This window comes from Bacillus sp. FSL K6-0255, from assembly GCF_045040725.1.
GTDB lineage: Bacteria > Bacillota > Bacilli > Bacillales > Bacillaceae > Bacillus > Bacillus subtilis.
The window spans coordinates 534758-561753 of the sequence record NZ_CP150278.1 but is presented as its reverse complement, the minus strand read 5'-3'; the positions used below and the strand labels follow the sequence as shown (position 1 = coordinate 561753).

At 39.3% G+C, this 26996-nt stretch carries 26 protein-coding genes and 1 pseudogene; 12 read left to right on the top strand and 15 right to left on the bottom strand.

Annotation, left to right across the window (positions count from 1 at the left end; genetic code table 11):
• Positions 1–24 precede the first annotated feature (24 nt).
• The gene (locus tag MHB62_RS02900; RefSeq protein ID WP_019712437.1) at positions 25–648 is read left to right on the top strand and encodes a flavin reductase family protein; all 624 of its coding nucleotides are present in this window, start codon (positions 25–27) and stop codon (positions 646–648) included.
• Positions 649–765: 117 nt separating this feature from the next.
• On the opposite strand, the gene MHB62_RS02895 is transcribed toward MHB62_RS02900, so the two are convergent.
• Complete coding sequence (locus MHB62_RS02895; RefSeq protein ID WP_019712436.1) at positions 766–2214, bottom strand: PLP-dependent aminotransferase family protein; 1449 nt, start codon at positions 2212–2214, stop codon at positions 766–768.
• 132 nt (positions 2215–2346) lie between these two features.
• Between MHB62_RS02895 and MHB62_RS02890 the strand changes: the two genes are divergently transcribed.
• The gene (locus MHB62_RS02890) at positions 2347–3267 is read left to right on the top strand and encodes a DMT family transporter (RefSeq protein WP_019712435.1); all 921 of its coding nucleotides are present in this window, start codon (positions 2347–2349) and stop codon (positions 3265–3267) included.
• 56 nt (positions 3268–3323) lie between these two features.
• Here MHB62_RS02890 and MHB62_RS02885 read toward each other — a convergent pair whose 3' ends face one another.
• The 5 genes and pseudogenes from MHB62_RS02885 to MHB62_RS02865 form a co-directional block, all read right to left on the bottom strand.
• Complete coding sequence (locus MHB62_RS02885; RefSeq protein ID WP_080015514.1) at positions 3324–4109, bottom strand: GNAT family N-acetyltransferase; 786 nt, start codon at positions 4107–4109, stop codon at positions 3324–3326.
• Between the two features lie 193 nt (positions 4110–4302).
• Positions 4303–4620 (bottom strand): annotated as a pseudogene (locus tag MHB62_RS02880) (hypothetical protein).
• Positions 4607–5914: an arsenical efflux pump membrane protein ArsB gene (locus tag MHB62_RS02875; RefSeq protein WP_015252728.1), complete on the bottom strand. Its 1308-nt coding sequence runs from the start codon at positions 5912–5914 to the stop codon at positions 4607–4609. Before MHB62_RS02875 ends, MHB62_RS02880 begins: the two are co-directional and overlap by 14 nt.
• Positions 5915–5926: 12 nt before the next feature.
• On the bottom strand, positions 5927–6262 hold the full coding sequence (aseR, locus tag MHB62_RS02870) for a metal-responsive transcriptional regulator AseR (RefSeq protein ID WP_015252729.1): 336 nt from the start codon (positions 6260–6262) through the stop codon (positions 5927–5929).
• Positions 6263–6892: 630 nt separating this feature from the next.
• Positions 6893–7489: a TetR/AcrR family transcriptional regulator gene (locus MHB62_RS02865; protein WP_020425115.1), complete on the bottom strand. Its 597-nt coding sequence runs from the start codon at positions 7487–7489 to the stop codon at positions 6893–6895.
• A gap of 206 nt (positions 7490–7695) precedes the next feature.
• Between MHB62_RS02865 and MHB62_RS02860 the strand changes: the two genes are divergently transcribed.
• Positions 7696–8883, top strand: coding sequence for an MFS transporter (locus MHB62_RS02860; protein WP_019712431.1), 1188 nt, complete (start codon positions 7696–7698; stop codon positions 8881–8883).
• Between the two features lie 161 nt (positions 8884–9044).
• Here the strand turns inward: MHB62_RS02860 and MHB62_RS02855 are convergent, their stop codons facing one another.
• A complete protein-coding gene (locus tag MHB62_RS02855) occupies positions 9045–9917 on the bottom strand; it encodes a YitT family protein (RefSeq protein WP_003234217.1) in 873 nt (290 codons plus the stop codon).
• Between the two features lie 254 nt (positions 9918–10171).
• On the opposite strand from MHB62_RS02855, the gene MHB62_RS02850 reads away from it, so the two are divergent.
• Positions 10172–10501 (top strand): winged helix-turn-helix transcriptional regulator, encoded by a 330-nt coding sequence (locus MHB62_RS02850; protein ID WP_003243941.1) that lies wholly within the window; start codon positions 10172–10174, stop codon positions 10499–10501.
• An 81-nt stretch (positions 10502–10582) separates the two neighbouring features.
• Positions 10583–11155, top strand: a complete 573-nt coding sequence (locus tag MHB62_RS02845; RefSeq protein ID WP_003234219.1) for an alpha/beta hydrolase — start codon at positions 10583–10585, stop codon at positions 11153–11155.
• A 52-nt stretch (positions 11156–11207) separates the two neighbouring features.
• On the opposite strand, the gene MHB62_RS02840 is transcribed toward MHB62_RS02845, so the two are convergent.
• A complete protein-coding gene (locus MHB62_RS02840) occupies positions 11208–11633 on the bottom strand; it encodes a MaoC family dehydratase (protein ID WP_003234221.1) in 426 nt (141 codons plus the stop codon).
• A gap of 193 nt (positions 11634–11826) precedes the next feature.
• Positions 11827–13218 carry a PLP-dependent aminotransferase family protein gene (locus tag MHB62_RS02835; protein ID WP_003234223.1) on the bottom strand — a complete coding sequence of 464 codons (1392 nt, stop codon included), beginning with the start codon at positions 13216–13218 and terminating at the stop codon, positions 11827–11829.
• A gap of 154 nt (positions 13219–13372) precedes the next feature.
• Between MHB62_RS02835 and MHB62_RS02830 the strand changes: the two genes are divergently transcribed.
• Positions 13373–14236, top strand: coding sequence for a DMT family transporter (locus tag MHB62_RS02830; RefSeq protein WP_003234225.1), 864 nt, complete (start codon positions 13373–13375; stop codon positions 14234–14236).
• 129 nt (positions 14237–14365) lie between these two features.
• Here the strand turns inward: MHB62_RS02830 and MHB62_RS02825 are convergent, their stop codons facing one another.
• The gene (locus MHB62_RS02825; RefSeq protein ID WP_015252737.1) at positions 14366–14911 is read right to left on the bottom strand and encodes a TetR/AcrR family transcriptional regulator; all 546 of its coding nucleotides are present in this window, start codon (positions 14909–14911) and stop codon (positions 14366–14368) included.
• Between the two features lie 332 nt (positions 14912–15243).
• On the opposite strand from MHB62_RS02825, the gene MHB62_RS02820 reads away from it, so the two are divergent.
• Both MHB62_RS02820 and MHB62_RS02815 read left to right on the top strand, forming a co-directional pair.
• A complete protein-coding gene (locus MHB62_RS02820) occupies positions 15244–15519 on the top strand; it encodes an HPr family phosphocarrier protein (protein WP_014478952.1) in 276 nt (91 codons plus the stop codon).
• Positions 15520–16328: 809 nt separating this feature from the next.
• A complete protein-coding gene (locus tag MHB62_RS02815; RefSeq protein ID WP_026009832.1) occupies positions 16329–16988 on the top strand; it encodes a hypothetical protein in 660 nt (219 codons plus the stop codon).
• 346 nt (positions 16989–17334) lie between these two features.
• On the opposite strand, the gene MHB62_RS02810 is transcribed toward MHB62_RS02815, so the two are convergent.
• The 4 genes from MHB62_RS02810 to MHB62_RS02795 form a co-directional block, all read right to left on the bottom strand.
• Positions 17335–17928, bottom strand: a complete 594-nt coding sequence (locus MHB62_RS02810; RefSeq protein ID WP_019712427.1) for a YdeI family protein — start codon at positions 17926–17928, stop codon at positions 17335–17337.
• A gap of 240 nt (positions 17929–18168) precedes the next feature.
• The gene (locus MHB62_RS02805) at positions 18169–18543 is read right to left on the bottom strand and encodes a hypothetical protein (protein WP_032722936.1); all 375 of its coding nucleotides are present in this window, start codon (positions 18541–18543) and stop codon (positions 18169–18171) included.
• Between the two features lie 230 nt (positions 18544–18773).
• A complete protein-coding gene (locus MHB62_RS02800; protein ID WP_032722960.1) occupies positions 18774–20066 on the bottom strand; it encodes an MFS transporter in 1293 nt (430 codons plus the stop codon).
• A gap of 109 nt (positions 20067–20175) precedes the next feature.
• Positions 20176–21564 (bottom strand): PLP-dependent aminotransferase family protein, encoded by a 1389-nt coding sequence (locus MHB62_RS02795; protein WP_032722935.1) that lies wholly within the window; start codon positions 21562–21564, stop codon positions 20176–20178.
• Positions 21565–21790: 226 nt separating this feature from the next.
• Between MHB62_RS02795 and MHB62_RS02790 the strand changes: the two genes are divergently transcribed.
• Positions 21791–22669, top strand: a complete 879-nt coding sequence (locus tag MHB62_RS02790; protein ID WP_032722934.1) for an AraC family transcriptional regulator — start codon at positions 21791–21793, stop codon at positions 22667–22669.
• A 122-nt stretch (positions 22670–22791) separates the two neighbouring features.
• Here MHB62_RS02790 and MHB62_RS02785 read toward each other — a convergent pair whose 3' ends face one another.
• Positions 22792–23751 carry a DMT family transporter gene (locus MHB62_RS02785; protein ID WP_015252746.1) on the bottom strand — a complete coding sequence of 320 codons (960 nt, stop codon included), beginning with the start codon at positions 23749–23751 and terminating at the stop codon, positions 22792–22794.
• Between the two features lie 112 nt (positions 23752–23863).
• Between MHB62_RS02785 and MHB62_RS02780 the strand changes: the two genes are divergently transcribed.
• The 3 genes from MHB62_RS02780 (at position 23864) to MHB62_RS02770 (ending at position 26903) form a co-directional block, all read left to right on the top strand.
• Positions 23864–24745: an AraC family transcriptional regulator gene (locus MHB62_RS02780; protein ID WP_032722933.1), complete on the top strand. Its 882-nt coding sequence runs from the start codon at positions 23864–23866 to the stop codon at positions 24743–24745.
• 237 nt (positions 24746–24982) lie between these two features.
• Positions 24983–25867, top strand: coding sequence for a DMT family transporter (locus tag MHB62_RS02775; protein ID WP_015715285.1), 885 nt, complete (start codon positions 24983–24985; stop codon positions 25865–25867).
• A 574-nt stretch (positions 25868–26441) separates the two neighbouring features.
• Positions 26442–26903, top strand: a complete 462-nt coding sequence (locus MHB62_RS02770; RefSeq protein WP_024572643.1) for a CarD family transcriptional regulator — start codon at positions 26442–26444, stop codon at positions 26901–26903.
• The last annotated feature ends 93 nt before the right edge of the window (positions 26904–26996 follow it).

Here is a 26996-nt window from a genome sequence, read left to right as displayed (position 1 = left end):
AAGCGTGACAAGGAGGAAAAAACGTTGGACATCAAAAAACAAGACACTCGTCGATTTAAGGAAATCAAACCCAAGATCATGTATTATGGTACCTCGACATTTCTTCTAACCACATTGAATGAGGATGGAACCACTAATATTAGTCCTATGTCATCTTCTTGGGCTCTTGGACATTATATAATCCTTGGAGTAGGACTGGGAGGAAAAGCCATCGACAATTTGGAAAGACACAAAGAATGTGTCATAAACTTGCCTGGCCCGGAATTATGGGAAAACATTGAAAGAATTTCATCTTATAGCGGAAAAAAGAGTATACCGCCTTTAAAGAAGCAGCTCGGATTTACATATAAAAAAGAAAAATACGAGGCAGCAGAGTTAACGCCTTTACAATCAAAAACAGTATCACCAACACGAATTAAAGAATGCCCTATCCAAATCGAAGCCGAAGTGAAACACATTCGGCTTCCAGAATATGAATCGTCATTCGCAATTGTAGAGACGCAGGCACTACATTTTCATGCCGAGGAAAGTATCATTCTGGACGAAAACCATATCAACCCTTCCAAATGGAGCCCGCTTATCTATAATTTCAGACACTACTTTGGTTTAGGAAGAGAAGTCGGAAAGACTTTTCGCTCAGAGACATGATCATTTTAAGACCGAACCATGATTTGATCTATTCTAGTAACCCTTGTTATTATCAGATCAAGCGATCATTAGGCTTGATCTCTTTTTTAGTGAAACATCCATTTAAGGATATAAAAGTTACCTGCTTGCCAATTCTTTTATCATTAAACCCAACTCATAAATCCCCTTTTGAAGGTCTTCAAGAGATGCATAAGCATATGATAAGCGAATATAATTCCCTTTTTCCTGAGCATAGATACTGCCGAGATTGAGCAGAATCCCTTTTGATAAGGCTTTAGTATAAAGTAATTTCATTGATATGGAAGGCAATATTTTTATCCAGACAAAAAATCCTCCTTTTGGGATATTCCATGTCGCCACATCTTTCAAATGAGTTTCTAAAGCACTCAAGGCCAATTCTCTTCTCACCTTTAATTGCTGCCTAACCTTTTCTACATGCTGCTGGTATTGGCCGGAAGTAAACCACTCTGCCGCTACTCTCTGGGATAGCGAACTGGATCCATAATCTGTTTGCATTTTAATGTCAGATAAACGTTCAATCACCGGTTCCGGTCCGACGATCCATCCAATCCTCAAACCTGGGCTTAATGTTTTCGATAAACTTCCTATGTACAGTACGTGTCCATTTTTATCAATTGTTTTAATAGGATATGGCGGAATTTCATCGATCCATAACTCACGATAAATGTCATCTTCAATAATAGGAAGCTGTGTATTCTCACTTACTGCTAGGACTTCTTCCCGTCGCTTTTTAGACATAAGAATACCAGTCGGATTGTGAAAACATGGATTTGTATATAAGATAGCCCTTCCCCGCTCTCCTCTTGTTAAATGAACATTTTCAGGCAAAAGTCCTTCATTATCCATAGGAAGTCCAGTCAGCTTCATACCAGCTGATTGAAATACGTGTAATGAATAAAGGTAGGAGGGCTGATCAAGATAAACGGTTGATCCTCTTTGTAACAGCCCCATTGATATCAGCTGCAAGGCTTGCAACGCTCCTGAGACAATCAGAATGGAAGAAGATGAGACGTTGATTCCAATGGTTTTTAAATAGTTGCTTAATGCCTCCCTCAAAGGTAAGTAACCTTTTGGTTCTTCATATCCGAATGCCTCCATGTGTTGAGATACCTTCCCCATCATCTCTTTCATAACAGCCAAAGGAAAAATCTCAGGTGAAAGCTCACCTTTGCTGAGCTGTATCAGATCCGGATTGGATTCCGATTGATTGATCTCTTGAACGATTTTTCGGCTTGGCATCTGAATGCCAGAGGTGACATATTGATCCCAATCGGGAGCAGAATTCTTAGCCATCAGTGTCCATGTGTTGTTGATAACAACTGTGCCTTTCCCCATTGTGCCTTCTATTAGCCCATCGGCCATCAATTCCTCTAACGCTGTAATCACTGTGCTCCGATTCACCTGAAAATCTTTTGCAAGCGTGCGCTGGCTTGGAATCTTGCTTCCAATCGGCCACTCTCCATTTCCTATTTTCTCTTTAATAAAATGAACGATTTGTCTGTACTTAGGGAGCTTTTTCATCTTTTTTTCTTCTGGAAAGCTCATAGAATCGGTCTCCTTAAAATAAATTGGTTGGGTCAAAATCTATTGAACTGGTTGAAGCCATATCATCAAATCTTTATTAGTATAGAAACACATTAAATAACTGGTTGGTTTTTGTAAAGAGGAGTGAGAGGAATGCGAAAGAAAACAGTTCAAATAATGATATCTCATAGTCTCATGATTGGTTTATGGGCATCTGCTTTTCCGGGAATTCGCGCAGGACTTGAAGGGTACACGCCAGAACACCTTGCTTTATTTCGTTTGTTAATCGGCTCTATGGCATTATTGCTTTTTGCTGTTTTGACTCAGATGCGCCTACCCGACTTGAAAGACATTCCTGCCATTTTTCTTTTAGGGTTTTTAGGATTTGCATTCTATCACATTTTGCTGAACATCGGTGAAAAAACAGTTAGTGCCGGAGTTGCAAGCTTACTCGTTACTACGGCACCGATCTTCTCAGCCATGCTATCCCGCCTGTTTTATAAAGAGCATTTTGGATTTACGAAATGGCTTGGCTCTATGATCAGTTTATTGGGTGTATTATTGATTGCATTTGGGGCGGGAGACTTTACATATTCAATGAGCGGTATCTTGGTCATCCTGCTGGCAGCATTTTCGGAGAGTATTTATTTCGTTTTTCAAGCCCGCTATATAAAAAAATATGGTTTTATTCCATTCGTTACATTCACCATTTGGGGCGGAACAATACCTATGCTTGTGTTTCTGCCAGGCTTAGGCGAAGAGATGATGAACGCTTCAATAAGCGCAACTTTGTCTATCGTTTACTTAGGATTATTGCCGACGGTTATTCCTTACTTCGCACTAGCATATGTCACTTCACTCGTCGGTGCTTCAGAAGCAACCCTTTCACTTTATGTTACACCGGCTTTAGCCTTGATCATATCTTGGCTCTGGATCGGCGAAATACCCACACTGCTCTCTCTGCTAGGCGGAGTGGTTACAGTTGGCGGGGTATGTTTTACCTACCTAAAAGTAAATAAAATGAATAAGATTTTCATCACCCATTTTTCTGCTAAAAGGGTAAAAAAACTCTAAAACAAAAAAGATACCAACATCGGTTGGTATCTCCTTTTAAGGTTCTTTCATTAAGGTTAGCCAGAGTAGTAAATAGTGTATTCCGTTACCGTCTTAAACCCTAGTTTAGCTGCTAATGCAATGGACGAATTGTTGCAGATATCACAATCCCAGCTAGGAACAATCCCACTTTCCATACAAAACGCTATAAACCTATTTGCTACGCAATAAGCTAACCCCAGTCCTCTATATTCTTCAAGTGTATAGATATCCATTTCCGCTCGATTATGCCCTAAAAATATAGAGGTACACTCACTTACTACGTGATTGCCATGTAATACGGCAAATCCAAAACCTTTTGAAGCAAACTGTGAGACAGAATTCCAATACTCCTCATAATACGCGCTGTTAAACGCTGTGCTATGTGAAATGATGTCTTCGTCAATTCTTTTCAATACAAGCCCCTTTGGCAGTTGCAAAGTCTTTTTGAAAGATTTTGGTTGATAAGAAAATGCAGCTCTTCTCATTTGGTTTAAGTCATCTTTCAGTATGGGTTTCAGTACGCTATCCCATGTATCACTGGAAGAAAACAAGGTAAATCGTTTTGATGATTTCACTTGTTCTTCATAATATCTTGCAATGAAATCATGAAAATCCCGATTCCCTTGGTCTCCCGCAATAAAATAAATGCCTGATTCAGTTCCTATAAAAAACGATTTAGGAAAGGTTTGATCATCTGCATAAACAGCTCCCGGAATGGTTTGGTCTAATATTGAATAGACAAATGTGGGACAATATTTGTCATCAAACATTGTTTTTAAGCTACTGTATTTTTCTTTTGTTAATTCCTGCAAAACAGACAACTCCTTTAAAACACCGTCTCCTTCATGATTCTGTTCACAAATCAATTTTCCTCTGTCACCAGCTAAATAACTTCCCTGTTACGAATCTCAGACAAATAAAAACAAAAACAGGTGTCTGCACTCAGCTCGCAGACACCTGTTGAACAACACATTGCATTATATAACCCAAGGAAACGCTGAATATATCGATTCTTTATTCCCCAGTTACAGCAAACTGTTTTAAACGGTCACCAATTTCATCACGGACCCTTTGGAAACACTTCTTCTGTTCCGTGTGCTTTTGCCGGATCATCAAATTTATCCGATGTTTGATTTGAAATATCAATCCCTGCTTCTTTCATTGCTTTGACAGCACTCGATGTCATCCATGAGCTTCGATTCCTGCGCTGTACACATTCCACTTAGCCCCAAGGTATTTTCTCCCCCACCCTTCAGCCATTTGGCTGCGGCAAGAGTTACCAGTGCATTGTTTTCCTTGATATAGTGACCTTGTCCTTTTAGAAACAAGAATGGATTATCAGCAGCCAAATATACAGGCCGACAAGTGTGATCAATAAAGTGGGTATCGTGAGGATAATTCCTGTTTTAAAATACGTGCCCCAGGAAATCTTCATACCTTTGTGCGAAAGAACATGAAGCCATAATAATGTCGCCAAGGAACCAATCGGTGTTATTTTAGGCCCTAAATCTGAACCGATCACATTTGCATAAATAAGCGCTTCTCTCATCATCCCATGTGTATCTGTACCGGCAATCGCCAATGCGTCAATCATAACAGTCGGCAAGTTATTCATAATGGAAGAAAGAATCGCCGCAATAAAGCCCATTCCAATTGTCCCAGCAAACAATCCTTGATCAGCTGCGGCTTGAATCACATCTGAAAGGACATCCGTTAATCCGGCATTTCGGACACCATACACAACAACGTACATGCCAATTGAAAAGAATACGATAGCCCATGGCGCCTCTTTCACCACTTTCTTTGTATGGACGGCCGGACTCTTTTGCGCAGCGATTAAGAAAATGATTGCAATGCTGCCCGCTACCACTGATACAGGGATAGAAAAAAATTCACTTGCAAAATATCCAATTAACAGCAGCCCTAAGATATACCATGACAGTCTGAACATGTTTTGATCTTTAATTGCTTCAACAGGTTTTTTAACCTCAGTCAGATCATAGCGTTTTGGTATGCTTTTTCTAAAGAAAAGGTAAAGTACAATGATGCTCGCCAGCAGCGAAAACAGGTACGGGACAACCATTCTGGATGCATAATCAATAAACGTAATATGAAAATAGTCCGCTGAAACAATGTTGACCAAATTGCTCACTACTAAAGGAAGCGAAGTGGTATCCGCAATAAATCCGCTGGCAATGATAAAAGGAAAAACTAATTTTTCATTAAAATGTAATGCTCTGACCATCGCTAATACGATTGGTGTCAATATAAGAGCTGCACCGTCATTTGCAAATAACGCGGCGACAATAGCTCCTAATAGAGATACATAAACGAACATCCGCACACCGTATCCTTTTGCAGCCTTAGCCATATGAAGCGCTGCCCATTCAAAGAAACCGATATTATCAAGAATTAACGATATCAGTATGATGGCCACAAAAGCCAATGTCGCATTCCAAACAATCCCTGTCACAGTTAACACATCATGAAAATTGACAACACCTGCTATTAGAGCTAAAACTGCGCCTCCACAGGCTGACCACCCTATAGATAAATTTTTCGGCTGCCATATGACCAATACTAGAGTTAATAAAAAGATGAATACTGCCAAAATCATTGATGTCAATCTAATGCCTCCTTACTGGCAACACGCTTGAGTTTTCTTTTGTTTGATATGGTTTAACAATTCATCCTCCTGATCAATTTGATGTAAGATCAATTGCAATGTATCAAACTCAGGACAGGAACCATTTATTGAATAATAACGCCATTGGCCTCTTCTGTCCTCATTCACAAAACCTGCGTTTTTTAATTTCCGCAAATGCTGGCTTATGGCGGGCTGGCTCATTTCGAACATATCAACCAATTGACAGACACAATATTCTTTTTCAAGAAATAATCTCATCATTATAAGCCTAGTTTGATCACTAAGTGTTTTCAAACAACGACTCATCGCCGCAACATCAATCGTCATATGAGCTCCTCCTTCCCAAATCAATATATAAGCAAATCGTTATATACACGCCAAATGATTATACATTCCCCTTTACGTTTCCATATGTAGCGCTCCGTATATCTTAAGGATCAAAACTTTGAAACGAAAACCTGAGTCGCTCCCCGCGTTTCCTTAGCGCCCCCGTCATTATATAAACTTTTATTTATATAAACAATCCCTTATATTCGGAACATCAGATATTCCGGTATAAATATTAGACTATTTCAGTTATGGGAGTAGTCATAGAGCCCAAGATGAAAATAGACAGATCCTCTGGATATTAAAAAACAGGTCTCTTTAGAGGCCTGTTTACATTGCAAGTATTTTTTCCATTGCCATGACATCTACATAATGGCCATCGATTTTCCCCTGTTCTTTAAATACTCCAACTTTGCGATATTCCATTGAAGTATAGAACCCTTGTTCCAATCGATGAAAAGGAAATGTAATAATATAATGTATTCACGATTGAATGACTTCTTTTTCGACATCCGATAAGAGAACTTTTCCCTCGATGATTCCGCTCAGCAACAAAAATCTTATCTTTCACTGTGCGATTAGAGAGAACCAATTTGTCATATAAACCGTAGCTTTTGCAGTTCTTATCAGCTACATACTCTCTGTAGCAGAGGTAGCTTGAACTCCCTTAAACGCGTTCATCACCAAATCATGCACATAGGAATCATTCACCTCATCCCCTGTTATAAGCAGACGATAGAAAATTGGTCCGTAAATGAGATCTATGCTTACTTCAATATCAAGATTCTCTCTCAATTCACCTTTCTGAATTCCCTTTTCTAGAAGGCCTTTCGCTTGGAGGCGGCGAGGCTGGAAAAATCGCGTGCGATATTCTTCTGCCAATTTTTCATCCAACTGCCCTGCCCCTATTAATTCCTTAATAACGGTTCCTTCCCGGCTTGTCAAAAACCTAGCTAAATTCGTGGCGTGGGTTACTATATCTTGTACTGACGACCCTGTATCAGGCACAGGCAGCCTGTCCGTCGCTGTCGAAAGAAAGCTGTCCATGATAACGGCAGCTTTGTTAGACCACCATTTATAAATCGTTGCTTTACTCACTTTCGCACGCTCGGCAATTTTATCGACTGTCACCGCATCGAAGCCTTTTTCCAGCAATAGGCCATAGGCTGCAGAGAGAATCGCCTTATGCGTTCCTTCATCACGCGGCCGCCCTCGTTTACTCTGCACATGAATCATTCCTTCCCGCAATATAAACTATACGTTCAGTATACTTAATCTGAATAAAAAAAGAAAACAGAAACCTATTTACAAAACTGAACGTTTAGTATATTATTTTCCTTAATCAACGAAACTGAACGTTCAGTTTATAAAATCACTTGTGTTGAGAAGTCATGATTACACTCAAAAAACCACTTAAAAAGGAGTTCATTCTTATGGCTAATGGAAACAAACAAGCAGGTCAGAGGATCTCACCCAGTTTAACCCTTCTTCTCGCAACAGCATGCGGTATCATTGTTGCTAATCTTTACTATGCACAACCCTTGGTCGGATTAATTAGTAAGGCAATTGGACTTTCTCCAAGCAGTGCTGGATTGATTGTCACACTAACCCAAATCGGATACGTTGCCGGCTTACTATTTCTTGTCCCTTTAGGAGATATTATCGAAAACAAAAAACTTGTCGTTGCATCGCTCCTGCTAAGCGCAGCGGCTTTGACACTAACAGCATTTGTGAAGCATGGAACACTGTTTTTAGCAGCTGCGTTTTTCGTCGGATTGGGGTCAATCGCAGCCCAAGTGCTTGTTCCATTTGCATCATACCTTGCATCAGACGCTGCACGCGGCCGGGTTGTTGGCAATGTCATGAGCGGCTTATTACTCGGTATTATGCTTTCCCGTCCGATATCTAGTCTAGTCGCTGATATCTGGGGGTGGAATGCAATATTCGCTTTGTCCGCCGTGGTAAGTGTTATCCTGGCCATCGTATTATCAAAAGTGCTTCCTGCCAGAAAACCAACAGCAAATACAAACTATACTGCCTTACTCGGTTCAATGTGGAAACTGCTGCGCACGACTCCAGTCTTACGCCGCCGTGCCATCTATCATGCGTTTGTATTTGGAGCTTTCAGCTTGTTCTGGACTACCGTTCCTTTATTATTGTCGGGTCCTGATTTTCATTTTTCTCAGAAGGCAATAGCACTCTACGCATTGGTGGGCATTGCGGGTGCAGTCGCTGCACCAATAGGCGGCCGGCTGGCTGATCGAGGCTTAACCAGGCTTGCCACTGGAATCGCTCTCGTTGTTGTCGTTGTCTCTTTATTAATGCCGCTCATGATTCAGAGCAGCTCCCCCGTCGGTATAACAGTTCTAGTGGCCGCAGCTATTCTGTTAGATATGGGTGTATCTGCAAACCTTGTGCTCAGTCAACGTGCTATTTTTTCGTTGGCGCCTGAAATTCGCAGTCGATTAAACGGATTATTCATGGCGATCTTCTTTCTAGGCGGTGCGATAGGGTCATCAATTGGAGGATGGGCATATGCCTCAGGCGGATGGAGTACAGCATTATGGATTGGAATCGCTTTTCCGGTCATCGCTTTGCTTTATTTCGCCACAGAGAAATAATCTTTCACCAAAATGGCTTATTTTTGGCAGAAAAAATACCAAGGGTTTTGACACCCTTGGTATTTCTATAATTCAGACCTTTACGGTTACACCCTCAAGCCCTCAAAAAGTGTTTTTGATTATATTTATCGGCGGCATGTCAGTTAAGGTCATTCTTTTTTCTAATGATGATTGAGATTTCTAAAATTGCTGCCCTTCACTTCAGCTACATCATACACGGTAACAAAGGCAGTTTTATCAATATCATTAATAATTTCCTTTAGTTTGGTTTCTTCTAAACGGTTGATGACACATGTGATTTCTTTAAATTTCTCGTGGGAAAAACCCCCGTAAGCTTCTTTATATGTGGCGCTTCGGCCTAATTGATCACGTATTGTCTCTACCATTAATTCAGGTTGGGTTGTAATAATTTGAAAGGTTTTAGAGCCGCTTAAGCCTTCCTCCACAACATGAATCACTTTGGATGCAATGTAGTAAGCAATGACTGAAAGCAATGCCCCTTGTAAGCCAAATACTGTGGAAACAAAAATAAACACAAATAGGTTTAAGAATAGAATGAGATCGCTCGTTCCGAATGGCAGTTTTCGGGATAGCAGCACAGCAAGCATGTCAATTCCATCTAATGCGCCGCCATTACGCAGCGCCAGCCCCATTCCGAATCCAAGGATAATCCCGCCGACAACGGTAATTAACAGGGTATCTCCTTCTATGATAGCGGGTGTGTGGTGGAAAAAGCTTGTCCCCGCGGCAAGCGATACGATTCCGATAATTGATAATAATGCAAAGCTTTTCCCAATTTGCTTATATCCTAACCAGACAAATGGAATGTTGATCACAGCAATCAAAATCCCCAGCGGCAAGTTGAATAGCTGTGAACCAACGATGCTAAGACCCGTCACCCCTCCATCAGATACACTGTTTGGAATGAGCACTGTTTCTAGTCCATATGCCGCTATGATTCCTCCAATGATAACCATGATGATTTGGAGAATCATTTTCGCTTTAAATTTCTTATGTTTTTTGGGTGTATTCATACCATTCCTCATTTCTCAAATATTTCTTTATATTTAAATATACCATAATAGATATTTTCAGCTAAAAACATGCGTTTTTTTAAATAAAGTAACTAACAGTAAGGTAACCCTCTTTGACTTAGAACATTCATGTACCGTGCCGCCTGTTGAGCAAGCGGCCCCTTTCACTTCAGATCGTGAATCGCCCTCAAACTTCAACACCGAAAATCCTAATTTATTCTGATATGATACTTAAAAAAGGAGGTTTGATTACAATGAATAGCCTGTGCCGCAGTAAACAAGCCCCATTTGAATACACCTTATCTCTTATAGGGGGCAAATGGAAAATGAGAATTCTCTATGAGTTAGGGTGTGAAAAAACGATGAGATACGGCGAGCTGAAAAGGGCTATGCCCTTCATCACCCATAAAATGTTAAGCGCACAGCTTAAGGAATTGCAAACTGACGGCCTTATTCATCGGTCTGAGGTTTCTCACACCCCACTGAAAGTAGAGTATTCGTTATCTGACAGAGGGCGATCTTTGTATCCCCTCATAGATGAGATGTGTAAGTGGGGAATGGCACAAGGAGGGCCTCATATGTAAAGCTACTTACAAAAAAGTGCGTACTTGTTTCCCAATGAGAGGAATTTTATACTGAATGAAAATATTTCTTAGGAGGAAATAATGACAAAACAAGTCTATATCATTCATGGCTACAGAGCCTCCTCAACAAATCATTGGTTCCCTTGGCTGAAAAAACGTCTGCTCGCAGATGGGGTCCAAGCAGACATTTTAAACATGCCTAATCCGCTCCAGCCAAGACTTGAGGATTGGCTGGATACACTCTCTTTATATCAGCACACTTTACATGAAAATACGTATTTGGTTGCGCACAGCTTAGGTTGCCCCGCCATTTTGAGATTTTTGGAACATCTTCAATTACGAAAACAGCTTGGCGGAATCATACTTGTTTCCGGCTTTGCCAAATCATTGCCCACTTTACAGATGTTAGATGAATTTACACAGGGATCGTTTGATCATCAAAAAATCATCGAGTCCGCGAAGCACCGTGCTGTCATTGCTTCTAAGGACGACCAAATTGTGCCTTTTTCATTCAGCAAGGATCTGGCACAACAAATTGATGCTGCGTTATATGAAGTTCAGCACGGAGGTCATTTTCTAGAAGATGAGGGATTTACTTCTTTGCCTATTGTTTATGATGTTTTAACCTCTTATTTTTCAAAGGAAACCCGCTAACATCTTTCACCCATCTGCTTCAATCGAGCCCGCGAAAAGCGGGCTTTCTGAGTTATCGTTTGATCAATACAGATAACTCACCTTCAAACACTTTTACTTCTTTTTGATTATAAGTAGATAGCAATACTGTGAGTATTCCCAATTCATTTCTCTTTGGCTGCTTATCAAGAACCTCAACAATTGTAAACAATTCATCATCCGGATATACGGGTTTTATGAATGTCATATGATTCATCTCTGTTCCGGCTATAATATCGTCTCCATAGAAACCTTCTTCAATCCAAAGTTTAAAAGATATGGCCAGTGTTTGTATGCCGGAAGCGATAATTCCATTAAATCTGCCTTTACTCGCTTTTTCTTCATCTACATGCATATACTGAGGGTCAAATTCACCCGCAAACCGCATAATATCATCTTTTGATACTTTTAATGATTTCGTTTTGAAGACCTGGCCAATTGTAAACTCATCTAACTTCATTCTTACACCTCTATTTTTTCAATTGTCTATTTTGTTTATTTTAGCACTGTGAGGAGCAAATAAAAAATTCTGTTTTTCGCTAAACAGACGTATCGTGGCCTGGACTGCAGGCACTCATCATATACTTAAAAAATATTGAACAGCTCTCAACACTTAGTCGTCACTTGGCCGTTTTGCTAAACTGAAAGCTCCCTCATATCTTCCAGGCAGCCTTCAGTTTTTTTATGCCTTCTCTTATGTCGGATTCAGAAACCCCTGCAAACCCGAGCGAGACCGTTTTTGTAGGAGGATGATGTTGATAAGAAAGAGAAACAGGATAAATTTTTACTCCATGTTTTTTCGCCTTCTCAATTAACTCTTTTTCACCAAATGGCAAATAAACGTCAAGTAAGATACGAAGCCCAGAGTTTTCTCCGCGGATTCTGACATGCTCTCCTAATTCCCTTTGCACTGCCTCTAATACAATGGCTCTTTTTTTGCGGTAAAGTTTTCTCATTCTGTTGATGTGTTTTTGCCACTCTCCATTTTTTATAAATTCAGCTAGGGTTAGCTGACTGTGGCAGGACACTGTCTGCTTATATAAGGACGTGATTTCATGACCCTTTTTTAAAAGAGGCGAAGGAAGAATCATATAGCTGATACGCAGCGAGGGCAAAAGAGACTTAGAAAAAGTGCCCATATAAATGACACGGTTATGCTGATCAAGCCCTTGCAGAGAAGGAACCGGCTGTCCTGTGTACCTAAATTCCCCGTCATAATCATCCTCTATGATAAAGGATTGATTTTCGGCCGCCCATTTGAGCAGCTGAATTCTTCTGTTTATTGTCATTATGGTTCCCAGCGTAAATTGATGGGAAGGTGTGACATATACAAGGTTTGGCTGCTGTTCTTTGATCTTCTGTATACAGATTCCCTCATCATCGACTGGTATAGGAACAATATTCATGCGGTTGGCTTCAAAAATCTTGCGTGCTCTTGGATAACCAGGATCCTCATACCCTATAGAAATATTCGGCTCAAAAACTTGGCACAAGATTTGCAGCAGAATAGGGTTCCCGGCACCTATAATCACTTGTTCAGGGCCGCAATGAACCCCCCGAGATTGATACAGGTACTCTGCAATGAGTGTTCTCAGCTCAAACTCTCCTAAAACATGTCCCGGCCGATAAAGCTCGTGTCCATATTGGTCTAAGCTATTGACCATGCTTTTTCGCCATGCGGAAAAAGGGAAGTAAGAAGAATCTACATTCCCATAATGAAAATCAATCCATTGTTTATTTTCTTCTGCTTCTTGTTGAATGGGTGTTGTGCTTGGCATTCTATCATAAGCAAAATCAGAATCATGATAATCAGCAAACCACCCGCTTCTTGGCTTGCTCACAATATAACCTTCAGCAGCGAGCTGTTCATAGGCACGTTCTACAGTCGTTTGGCTGATGGAAAGCTGATTCGCCAGGAGTCTTTTTGAAGGAAGCTTCATTCCTTTTTGAATACGGCCCCGATGCATATTTTCTTTAAAATACCGATAAAGCTGCTGATAAAGCGGAATATCCAGAGTTCTATTCAAAAAAGGCGTGATATCCATTTGCGCGTTGTTCTCCTAACTGGTATGCATTTTTTTATGAAAACTGGCTGTTTATAAAAGGCCAATTCCAGTTTATAGTCATTGTAATCCTTAGCTGCTGGTTTTGTTAAGAAAATACAGACAATGAACAAGAAAGATATGTGGAGTGATTATAATGAACAAAACAACAAATGGCTGGATAAATGGTTTTATAGGCGTACTCATTTTCAGCGGCTCGCTGCCTGCGACCCGTTTGGCTGTGTCAGACTTCGATCCGTTATTTCTCACAGTTTGCCGTGCTGCGATAGCTGGTGTACTGGCGGGAGGTCTCCTTCTCATCTTCCGGCAGCAGCATCCTGCCAAAAGAGATCTCATTTCATTGTTAGTGGTAGCGTTCGGCGTAGTGATTGGTTTCCCGTTGCTGACAGCTTTAGCGCTTCAGCATGTCACATCCGCACACGCCATTGTCTTCATTGGACTTCTTCCACTCGCAACGGCAGTCTTCGGCGTACTGCGCGGGGGTGAACGCCCTCGCCCCGTCTTCTGGATTTTCTCAGCTGCCGGCAGCTTGTTAGTAGCAGGTTTCGCCCTCATTCAGGGGGGAGGTTCATCCCCGCTTGGCGACGCGTACATGCTGGCTTCTATTGTCGTATGCGGTCTTGGTTATGCAGAAGGGGCCAAACTTTCACGGCGTCTGGGGAATTGGCAGGTGATCTCATGGGCACTCGTTCTGTCGCTTCCTCTTATGCTGCCATTGTCGTTCTTTTTTACGCCGGACTCATGGTCGGCGATCGGCGTTCCCGCACTGCTCAGTCTTGCATATGTATCCTTATTCAGCATGCTGATTGGCTTCGTGTTCTGGTATCGAGGTCTTGCCCAAGGGGGAATTGCAGCGGTTGGGCAGCTCCAGCTTCTCCAGCCTTTTTTTGGACTGCTGCTTGCCTCAGTGATTCTGCACGAGAAAGTGGGCTGGGCACTCGTAGCAGTGAATATCGCCGTTATCATGTGCGTTGCAGCAGCTCGGCGATTTGCAAAGTAAGGCAGACCTTTAAGCATAAACTTCAAAAATGCATGAAGGTATAAAAATACCAAGGGTTGCTGGCCCTTGGTATTTTGTATGCGATCGAAGTGCCTAGACAAATAAGTCAACACCCGTTTCCTGCCTCCATTATAAAATCCGCTCTAATAAATCCCCCACTTTTTCTGCCATGACACGAGGCGGATAAGGCATTTCGTTTTTTAACCACCATTCCACTACCCCTACGTAAGCATTTGCTATAAATTCAACAATGACATCTTCACTTTGGCCGTAATTCTTGCCTTTCGTTACATCTACATCTTTCCTGAACTCTTCGATATTAAACTTAAGGAACTGACTGCGAAAATATCGAGCGCCTTCACTGGCTAACATCGTCGAAAAGAATAAATAATTACTCTCAAGGTATTCCATGCAGTGTACAGTCGATTCAATCCAGTCCATTTCAGCTGCCGACTCACAAAAATCCCCCATATTGTTTATATGCTCTTCCATAATTTTTTCTAATAGATCAAATTTATCTAAGTAATGAAGATAGATTGTTCCCCGGTTTACATTTGCCCTTTCAGAAATTTCCTTAATCGTAATATGATCAAAACTTTTTTCAGTCATCAGCTCAATCAGAGCTATTTTAATAGCCTCTTGGCTTTTGGTTATTCTTCTATCCACTTTGGACATAGCTTTTCACCAAACTTTCTTAAGATAATCAACAATTTAGAGTGGAATGTTGAATAATCAACAAATCGCCTGAATGTAACCATTGTACACACCATGTTTGTATTTACAATAATAAATAAAAGCTGATAGTGAATCATGCTTTTTCCCGAATGAAGTCATTGTCCATTTTAGTTAGTTGAGAATTATTTTGTAAACACAAAGAAAGGGTGTTATTTCAAAATGCAGAGAAAATGATGAAATTAGATCACTTATCCTAAAGGTACTCTAAATTCAAATTTGATCTGCAACCCAACTATAAATCCGTCAAGAGGCAGACTTTAATGAGGTGAAGAATGATTAAAAGACAATTTACGATCATTAAGGAAACAGGGTTTGCGCGACCAGCTACCCTGTTAGTCAGTATAGCTCATCGGTTTACATCAGATATTTTTCTTGAATACCAAGGGAAAACTGTTAACCTCAAACAAGCGCCAAAAGCCATCATGGACATTATGGATTTAGGAATTAAACCAGGAACCGAAATACATATATACGCTCATGGAGCCGACGAAGCGAAGGCAATTCAAAAAATGAAAGAGCATTTACTAAAAAACGATTATATACAGTAATCAAAATCAGACACACAATATATCGTAGTAGCGGGTTTGTTATCGTTGATCATCGGGGTGGTATTTATTCCGCGACAAAACAGCTTTTCAGATCATGCGTTCATTTTTCTTCTGGTGATCATTCAACCTAAAATACAAAAATTAAAAAGGATCTACAAATGAAAATGGAGGGTTTATATATGTGCAGCAGAACATAATACCAAGGGCAGTTATACCCTTGGTATTATTGGATACCGAAAGAACTTAAATCTCTACAGGTGCTTATAAGCTATAAATGGTTAGTCCCGTGGCATTTCTATGTGCTACGTTTATGCTTAAGGGTGTTCCACATTTTAATGGATACAATAGAAACCAAAACAAATGATGCGACAACCAATACAGTTCCCATTAATGACTCACTAAAATTGATCACAATGAAACTCGAAAATATCAATAAAGGGATATTCGTAACGATAACCGTTAAAATGTAAGTGGTATACTTGATTCCTACAGCTGCCGATAAAAAACAAACGACATCTGTTGGAGCTATTGGACAAATCATCCCCAGCGCCAAAAACTTATAATTGTAAGTCTCCAATAATTTTTTCAACTCTGGATATTTACGTTCTAAATCCTTCATCATGTTCCCGCTTAAAAACACAGAAAAAGGGGCAAAACTTCTTAAGAATTCTTAAGTTTTCGCGATGTTATTCAAGATCGTTTCCTCTTCTTAAGCAGTTTTCAATATCATCCTATCTATTCCATGGTAATATTTAGATACATAAACTTATATATGAAGCTGACCTGAGTTAATGGAGAGGAATGAAAGAATGAAGAAATGCAGAATGATATGTTATTGCAATACTGCCCTGCTGCTCATGATTTTGCTTGCTGGATGTACGGGCAGTAAGGATGAAGAAGCACATCAACCTTCAAATCAAGCTTCTGCTGTGCAAACTGACGAAAAACACACTGAGCCTGAAGAGAGAACCAAAATACGCAAGGATGAAGCGGAGCCAATAACAGAATCAGAAGAATCCGCAACAAAAGCTGCAAATAATACCTCTTCAGCAGAAGAGAAAAGCAAAGAAGACAATGTATTGGCAGCATACTCTTCTGAAAAAATTGAATATGCCAGAGTTTGGCTTCAACTTGGACCTAATCAAGAGATAGATGAATTAAATGTTCGACATATTGCGGCTGGCGAGCCAATTAATCCTAATGATGATACAAGTGCCAGCTATCCAGAAGATGTAACCCAGTTAGCAGGTTCTCGTTTAGTGGATGGATCAGTCACTTATCATGGCAATGGGGATGGCACGATTCATGTATATAATGTGCCTTTACGATGGGATTCTGCTGATGATGTAGAAAAAGGCGTCATGAGGGAAGTGACTGAGAATATCATAAAAAACAGAAAAACAGTGTATGTTGATACAGGTGACGATGAAAAAATCAAGCGGATCATCGATATCATGATGATTCATTAATCAGTATTCGTTTGTCTGCACCTGACTAAAAACAATGGTTAATAAGGTATATTAATACAAAAAACAAAGTTTGGAGTGTAGTAACTTGCTAAAAATCTTCCGGTTCTATTAGTTCTCCTAGGCATTCTAAATGTGATGAGCCGTGCCATTGAGCTATTTCTAGGTGTTGCATTAATATTTTATAACGCTGTCTAGTGGCATACAATGTTAATCAAAAGAAGCATTTCAGCAGTAAGTGAATGTTGTCCTAAGAAAAAAACAAGCATCTTACTATGCTTGTTTTTCTTCTATAGAAAGTATCTTATTACGCTATGATGCTATTCCTTTAGCCTGAACCTTGGCGTGCCTAATCCTTTAATCCCTTTCCATCGAGAATTTTTTGCACATATTTTTCGACTCTCGATTCTCGGGTTTTGGATTGTTTGGCTTGAGAAAAATAAAGAGTGTATGCTCTTTGCCGTCCCGGGGTCAATGCTTCAAAAGCAGTTTTCAAGGCAGGGATTTCATCGAATTTATTTTGAAGTTCTTCAGGAATGTTCAATTCAATATTTTTGTTAACATCCACTTTCAAACCAGCTTTTTCAACTTCAATGGCTTCGTGAATATAGGCTTTCAAAATGTTTTCTAGCTCATTTATTTCCTGAACATTTGTAAACCGAATCTGGCGCGCCGCCTGTACATTCTCCGTTTGTTGAATGAGAATTCCATCGGTATCCTGTAATAAGGCGCCTTTGTGAAACAGAAGCGCACAATATTCTTTAAACCCATGTATTAAAACGACATTTTTATTATTGTATGTGTAACAAGGATGCATCCACTTAAAATCTTCAGTCAGCTCACAGTCAAGAATGATGGTTCTCAACTTCTCAAATTCTTCCTTCCACTTTTTCGCTTTACTTAAAAATTCATCAACCTTCGGATTCGTTCTGCTATTTGTCATGAAGGAATTCCCCTCTTTCCAAGCTTTTTACATTTACGTGAATTGATAATAATGAAGTCCAGTTTTATTTTTGACATCTCGTTATTTATTTTATTCTTCTATAGGTTCCTTCTCTTATTATTCAATAGATTAAGCTTAAAGTGGGGATGATGCAACAACAAAAAAAAAAGAAGGCCCACAAAGCCTTCTCATCTTGTTTTATTATTTCACTGACAATCTGAAAAAATAACAATTCAATTATTATATATCTTTTTTATTCTTGCCAATGCATAAGGTTACGGCAACACTAGCTATACTGACTAAAGTTCCTGCAATAGAAACTAGAATTGTCAAAAAGCCATTGGGAATAAGAAATCCAATTGGAATGAGCCCCAGAAAAGTGAAAACGATAAAACATTGGTATACACCAGATATTATTCTTACAACCAAATTGCCAAAAAAGGACATGACTAATGGAGGGATAAATAAAAATACAACGATCCCAATTGAGATCATCAAGATAAGAGGTTCATCAAATGAGATGACATAATCTCCAGGCGACTCTTTAGCAGCCGCTAAAACAACAACGATAGACATCATTAGTGTAACAAAAACAAGAGAAAACCTTTTTAACAACGTGATGACTCCTTTACCTAAAGCGAGTAATCCTGCCTTTTTCAAATCCGATAACCATTTTATGTGATTCAATTAAAGAATATGCAGTGAGTGACACAGCTATAAGGAATCCTAGTCAAATCTTTATAATAGATTTAATTGAGCAACTATAGTTAGTTAGAATATTAGACGACGAAATAGACTTTATCTAACAATATAACAAATTAATGTAAATTAAACAATCCTATCCTTTAGCGGCCCCTAAACCATACCACCACTGGAATGAGTAATAAGGACAACATCCCTCCAGTAAATGATAATGCGAGGTAACTTGACCCTGCCACAATCATTCCAGATAATGCTCCGCCAGCAGCTCCTGACAACGCAATCAGAACATCCACTGTCCCCTGCGTTTTAGCTCGTGTGGCACTATCAGTTGAATCTACAATAAGGGCAGTCCCGCTTATCAAACCAAAATTCCACCCTAATCCCAGTAAAGAAAGAGCAATGACGAGAAGAACCATAGAATCTCCCGGAGCAAATGCTGCTATTACACCTGCCAAAAGCAACGTTGTTCCAGAGGAAATAGCCATTGCGGTACGTCCCAACCTATCTACAAGAACACCTGTAACCAGTGAAGGGAGATACATAGCACCTATATGAAAACCAATAACAAGCCCTACTGCCCCCAAGTCATGCCCATGATGTCTCATATGAACCGGTGTCATTGTCATAATAGCTACCATTACTATTTGAGTAAGAACCATAACTGTTGCCCCAACGATTATCCCTTTTTTGTTTTCTGTATGCTCAGTTGCCGCCAAATGTCCTTTATCACCAGGCTCTTCATTTGCCACTTCTATTGTTCTTGCTATAACTAATGGATCTGGACGAAGCATAATGAAAAGGACCCCACCTGCTAACATATATGCTGCTGCGGCTAAAATGAAAGGGCCAGCAAGTGATGGAACACCAATAGAAAGAGCGAAATCCCCCATCACATTCACTAAGCTTGGACCTGCCACTGCGCCAAATGTAGTAAAAACCATCGTAATACTAACAGCAGTCGCTCGCTGCTTATGATTTGCTAAGTCTGTACCAGCATAACGGGCCTGTAAATTTGTGGCTGTTCCTGCACCGTAAATAAGCAACGAAATAAATAACAAGAAAATACTATTTATGATTGCTGCCATAATAACGCCTATTGCTCCAAGTCCGCCAATCATAAAGCCAGCTGAAAGACCTGTTCGACGGCCATAACGTTGAGAAAGTCTTCCAACAATTAATGCAGATCCTGCTGACCCTAAAGTAAATAAAGCAGAAGGCAAACCAGCAAACGCATCAGTGCCAAGCATTTGCTGTGCAATAAGCGCACCGACAGTCACTCCTGCCGCCAGCCCCGCACCGCCAAAAATTTGTGAGATACTCACAACGAATAGTGTACGCTTGTATAACGATTTTTGTTTTTCTGGTGAACTGATGTAGCTTTGTAATGAAGCAGTTTGAACATCTATTGCTTTTACGCTGTCCTTGTCTAACATCATCTGACCTTCCTTTCTAAAAGCCAATTTTGTATAAACCTCCCTCTAGATGTGGATCATCATAACACGCACAAAAAAGCCATACAATGTCTTAATTGTATGGCAAACAATATTAGGTAAGATCGTCTAGCAAACGTCTCAGGATCATTAATCCTTGTTCAAGCTCTTCAAGTGTTTTTGGTGCACAGACAGAAACCCTTACAGCCCTTTCAGGACAACTATTTCCCACTACAAAGCGTTCAGCCGCATACACTTGCACGCCATGTCGAGCAGCCAATTCTTCAAATTCGGCACCAGACATTTTACCCGGTAACAACAACCAGCGAAAAATGCCTGTTTCAACACCTAAACATGTATATCCCGCAACATATCGGTTTACGAGTTGATTTCTGCGAATGGTTTGTTCACGATGACTCTCAATTAAGACTTCAAATTGATTTGATACAATCGTGCGAGCAGTAAGTTCAGCTAATAGCGGGGAAACAGTTATATTTAAATTATAAAGCGCCTTTGATATTGGCTCCTTATATTGTCTCGGCACTGCTACATAAGCCAAACGCAGGCCTGGCGCTAACGATTTTGATAAACTTGCAATATGGATAACCTGTTGCGGTGCGAATGAGGCGAGTGCCGGAAGCGGCTTTTTGCTAAGAAGATGGTACGATGCATCCTCAATAACAAACAGATTATATTTCTTTGCAATGTCTGCAACCATTCTTCGATTCTCAACAGACATAAAGGAAGTCGTCGGATTATGATAATCCGGGATTAAATACAAACCTTTAATATTTTCATTTTTACACGCATATTCAAGTGACTCCGGACTCATTTCATCGTTCTCTGATTTTATCGGTACGATTTGCACACTAAGCAATGATGCAACAGTTTTTAAACCAGGGTACGTATGATGGTCAACTCCGATGCGGTCTCCAGGCTTACAAAGACTCGCCAATGTCGCTGCAATCGCATTTTGGCCTCCATTTGCAAATAAAATGTGTTCAACAGTTGTTTCAAACCCGCCTCTTTGGATGAGCTTTACAGCTGCATCTTTTTGCCAAAGGCTTTCACCTGCCCGGCCATAGCTAAACCATTTTTCATAATCCTCCTCCTGAACCATGTTTTTTAGTTGGTGTAACAAGGGCTCATATGAAGCGTGATCTGGAAGTATTGCTCCCATTTCAATTAAATGTTTCGGCTTTGTATCCTCAAGTAAATACGCATTCGATAACGCATCATACGATACAAATGTGCCGCTCCCTACAGTCGCACTTAACAACCCCTTTAACTCACACACTTTAAATGCTTTTGAAATCGTACTCACATTTAAATCTAAATAATCAGCCAATTCTCGCTGCGGAGGAAGTTTTGTTCCAGGTAATAAAACTCCGTTTAAAATATCCTGTTCCAATTGCCCTGCAAGTGCTTTATAAATAGGCTTTTCAGCTTTATCAATCGATGGCTTCCAGCTCATCGGATAATTTTCAAAAGAATTGATAGGCATGATACGCATCCTTTTTCACTCAATTATATGAATGTGCTGCTTATAAGACAATTATAATTATCTTTTATTGATGCCTTTTTATGAACAGCATGCTTCAATAAAACCTGTACAAATACAAGTGAATCACTTACTTTATTTCATATAAGTTATCCTGCAAAACTGTGCACAGAATGTCGGATAAATACATTTCACTCCTGTTATTCTTTGGTTAAAGGAGACCAAATAAATGGATTTGCTTAAAAGTATGAATAGGGCGTTAAAGTATATTGAAGAAAACCTCACTAATGATATTGATTTTCAAGAGGCAGCAAAGCTTGCTTTCTGCTCTGAATATCATTTTAAAAGGATGTTTTCCTTCCTTGCAGGTATTTCATTATCGGAATATATTCGTCGCAGACGTCTTACTCTTGCAGCTTTTGAACTGAAAGACAGCGATGTAAAAGTGATTGATATTGCAATAAAGTACGGTTATAACTCACCAGATTCTTTTGCACGGGAATTCCAAAATTTACATGGCATAAACCCATCAAAAGCCAGACTTAATGGCCATTCCCTTAAAGCTTATCCACGAATGACCTTCCAGCTAACAATTAAAGGAGGAAATGAAATGAACTACCGTATTGAAGAAAAAGAGGCATTTCGCATCGTTGGCATTAAAAAAAGAGTTCCTATTATTTTCAAAGGAATTAATCCGGAAATTGCATCTATGTGGGAAAGTTTAGATGAAAAAGCAATAAATAAACTAAAAGAGCTTTCTAATGTAGCACCATCAGGCCTCATTAGTGCATCCACGAATTTTTCTGAAGGTCGGACAGAGGAAAAAGGAGAGCTCGATCACTATATTGGCGCAGCCACAACGAAACAGTGTCCAGATAATTTCTCACGGCTTGAAGTTCCTGCCTCAACATGGGCTGTATTCGAATCAATCGGGCCATTTCCGGATACACTGCAAGAAGTATGGGGACGCATTTATTCCGAATGGTTTCCATCGTCAAATTACGAACAAATAGAAGGTCCAGAAATATTGTGGAACGAGCATAAGGATGTAACATCACCATCTTTTAAAAGTGAAATTTGGATACCAATTACAAAAAAGAAAAATTGAAGGTTCTTGAAGAAAAAATACCAAGGGCGTCAAAACCCTTGGTCTTTTTGATATTGCCGAGAGGGCTCAAACTCCACCAGTGTTTTTCATTGTCTGACCGGTCATGTAAGCAAAAAAAGCCCCTATATATCCCGATTTGCATGATTCCTAATCTTTAATATCGATTTTTCACTCTCCATAGAAGGCTCTTTATGTAAAGCCAATATTAAAGTTATCCCTATAATACAAATAGCACCAATCCATTGAAAAGAACCAAATGGCGCTTTTAACCAAACGACAGTTGTTACAACAGCTGATAGAGGCTCTAGACTGCCTAGTAGGCTTGTTTCTTTTGGAGAGAGGCTTTCCAAGCTTTTTATGAAGAACCAGAACGCAATCATTGTTCCAAATAATATCACAAATAAAATATATGCATACGCCTCAGCAGTTAATCGTTGAAAATCCAGTTGCCATGGCGGATGGATAAAACCCAATGCAAAACCGCCAATAATCATAGCCCAACCTACAACGACAAGAGAATCAAATTTATTTAATAAACCAACGGCATACAAAGTATAAAAAGCTGCCGCGAATCCTGATAAAACTCCCCATACTACTGCAGCTGCCGGCACTGAAAGTTGAGACATTGAACCATTTGTTAACAAAAAAAAGCAACCCACTAAAGCAAGTACAACAGTAATGATATCTTGTTTGGTAAGAACCGTTTGTTTTCGCAAAAGCGTGTAGATAATGACGATTACTGGGGATAAATATTGCAATAATGTAGCAACGGCAGCATTCCCATGTTGAATGGATGCCATATATGTGTACTGCACAGCTAGCATTCCCAATAGGCCAAAAATAAGAAGCTGGCCAGCCGACGCTTTGTTTCTCCAAACCTCAATAACCTGAGACCGATCCTTTCTGAACAGTTGCAGCATTAAAAGTAACATTCCAGCCGTAAGCAAGCGTGTCGTTACAAGCCAATTGACATCAATTTGATATTCTTGAAAAAGTTTTTTGGCTACTGTGCCTCCAATCCCCCAACATGTCGCCCCTGTGATAACATAGAACAATCCCATTCTTCTATTGGAAGTATTCATACATGACTCCTCACTAATAAATATAATAATAGTGTTATAATAAATGCAAAACATGATAAAAAATACTCAAATTGAATGAAAAAATATAAATATATTGAGGTGTGAAGTCAGAATGAAGAATTTTGTGATCGATCAAAATTTAAAAGAATTAACAGAGCACCGAACGGTAGAATTGCCAGTTGCCTGCTACAAGACAACGATCAATCAAAATATAAATGGCTATATTCCGCTTCATTGGCATGATGAAATCCAATTTGTTTTGATACTAAAAGGGATAGCTCTCTTTCAAATAAATGAAGAAAAAATAGAGGTTCACGAAGGGGATGGATTATTTATCAATAGCGGCTGCCTGCACATGGCCGAAGAAAAGGAAGGCTCGGATTGTACGTATATTTGCTTGAATGTGTCACCCCATTTCGTTTTATCTCAGGAACTGTATTCAAGCTATGTTCAGCCCTATATGTTTTCAACCAATTTGCCCTATTTATTTTTGGCTGGAAATCAACAGTGGGCAAAAAATATTCTAGATGCTGTTAAAAAAATAAATCAATTGATTCAACAAAAGACATCGCTCTATGAGATTGACATTACGATGCAATTAACGTTAATGTGGAAAAACCTGGTCGTTAATGGTTTTCAATTAGAGTACGATCAATCTGAAATGATAAAAAGTCATCGAATGAAACAAATGTTAAACTGGATCCATCTCCATTATGCTGAAAAAATCACATTAGAGGACATTGCAAAAGCTGGCCAACTGAGCCGTTCTGAATGCTGCCGTTATTTTAAACGAATGCTGAATAAGACGCCATTACGTTATGTAATGGATTATAGAATTCAAAAAAGCTTATTATTACTGCAACACCCTGAATCCAATGTGACAGAAGTGTCTTATCAAGTTGGATTTAACAGTACCAGTTATTTCATAAGTAAATTTCAACAAGCGATGAATATGACGCCATTATCATACAAAAAAATTCATATGAGACATTAATTCATAAGGTTTATTCTATTAATAAATGGAGTCCCCTTAAGGTGTTTACGGCTTTATAACCAACATTGTATAATGATAGTCATTCTTAAAAATCGAGGTGATCATAACATGTTTTTAGCTCCACTATTTGAAAATGATGTTCCAGTAGCACTTCTCCGCCCTTAATGGAGTAAAGTGACTACTTCTCTCCGTTAGGGCATTTATTGACCTAATTTTAAATACGGAGGGAACAAAAAAATGAAAAATACCCTGTTAGGTTCTATATATTTAGCTTTAGCCGCTAGTATCTGGGGTGGCATGTATGTTGTGGTTAAGGTTGTTGTCGCAGTGATTCCGCCTTTTGAATTGGTTTGGATCAGGTATGTCATCGCCATCCTTGCGCTTCTTATTGTTGGTTTAATAAGGAAACAATCTTGGAAAATTCATAAGCGCGATCTTTTATTAATTGTGGCCATTGGAATTGTTGGCAACACCATTTCAATTGTTACACAAGAATATGGAACGATGTTGTCTTCAGCACAAATGGGAGCAATTATTACGTCCTCCACACCAGCGTTCATGGTTATTTTTGCTCGTCTATTACTTAAAGAACCATTGAATATAAAAAAAGGAACTTCAATAATTTTAGCGACCACAGGCGTATTATTTATTGTTGGAAACGGACATATTGATACCTCTAATCAGCTTGGCGGTATTTCTCTGCTTGTTGCAGCACTTACATGGGCACTGATGTCAGTGCTTATCAAACGCGTGCCAAACAGCTATTCGCCTATACTTGTTACAACGTATTCAACTTTTGTGGCCATTGTGGCACTAACTCCTTTTGTAAAACCTAGCACGATTTTTACGCCACTACTGCTTGAACCTAAAATTCTAGGTGGCCTTTTGTATTTGGGAATTGTTTCAACCGCTTGTGCATTTTTATTGTGGAACCGTGGCTTACAATTATTAAATGCTTCAAGCGGAGGCCTCTTTTTCTTTTTTCAGCCTCTGGTTGGAACCTTACTCGGATGGATTCTGCTGGGAGAACAAATAGGCGGGACATTTTGGATAGGTTCGTTTTTAATTCTTAGCGGTGTTTTATTAGTCATTAAAGAGAAAGAAAAAGAAGTGAATTCATAACAAAAAGAAAAGCAAACTATTTTATATAGTTTGCTTTTCAATTAACCTTGTTCTTTCCCCTTTACTTCTTTATGTTCTGGTCTTCATTTATAATCTCTCCTTTCTTTATTTTTCTTCTCACCTCAATACCCATTTGAAGGTTGTCAATTTCCATATTAATAATGCCAATCTCGGTGGCAAAATGTTCAATATCCACAAACCTTTTTCTGTTCGCAAGATAAGTGAAAATGCATCATTAAGTAAGTGGGCGTTATCCATATCAAATCGGTAAAGAAATTAGAACTTAATCATGTGCTTTTAATATTTTCAGCTGACATTTCACAAATATCGTTCCTTCTTATTTCTACTCAAATCATTTCTGTGATGTCATTGAGCCAATGAAAAACTGATCACACGGATCAATTGACCTTTTCCTGATTGGAAATCCGACACGTTCCCTATTGTTTTTGCTTGATCTGTTTTTTCAAAAAAGTTATTGACATCAAAAATTCGATCATGTTATTATTAAAATTTTGATATTACACCTCCATATATGGTAATCTTAAGAAGGTTACCATATATGGAGGTGGATGATATGTTTCAAATTGGCGATAACATTGTTTATCCAATGCACGGAGCAGGTATAATTGAAGCCATAGAAGAAAAAGAATTCTTAGAGGAAAAACAACAGTATTATGTCATAAGAATGTCAATCAGTAATATGACAGTTATGATTCCAACGCGTAAAATATTGAGTTCGAATATACGACCAGTTACCGATATACTTGCATTAAAACACATTATGCACATTTTTCAGCATGGAGAATCAGATAGGTTACTGCCATGGAAGCAAAGGTATAAAATAAACACGGACAAAATAAAAACAGGTGAAATACAAGAAGGCGCTGAAGTTGTACGTGATTTAATGCGTATGAAGAAAGAAAAAGCACTTAATGCAAGCGAAAAAAAAATGCTGGATAATGCATATGAATTTTTGATTAGTGAACTGGAAGTAATTAAAGGAATCACTGAAAAACAAATAAAAAGTTTTGGTTAGATACATCCCAAAAAATATTTCGGAATATTATGATGAAAAGCAAATCTTCTCCAACTTATGTTTAGAACATTAACGACCTCTTTTGTTATTCCT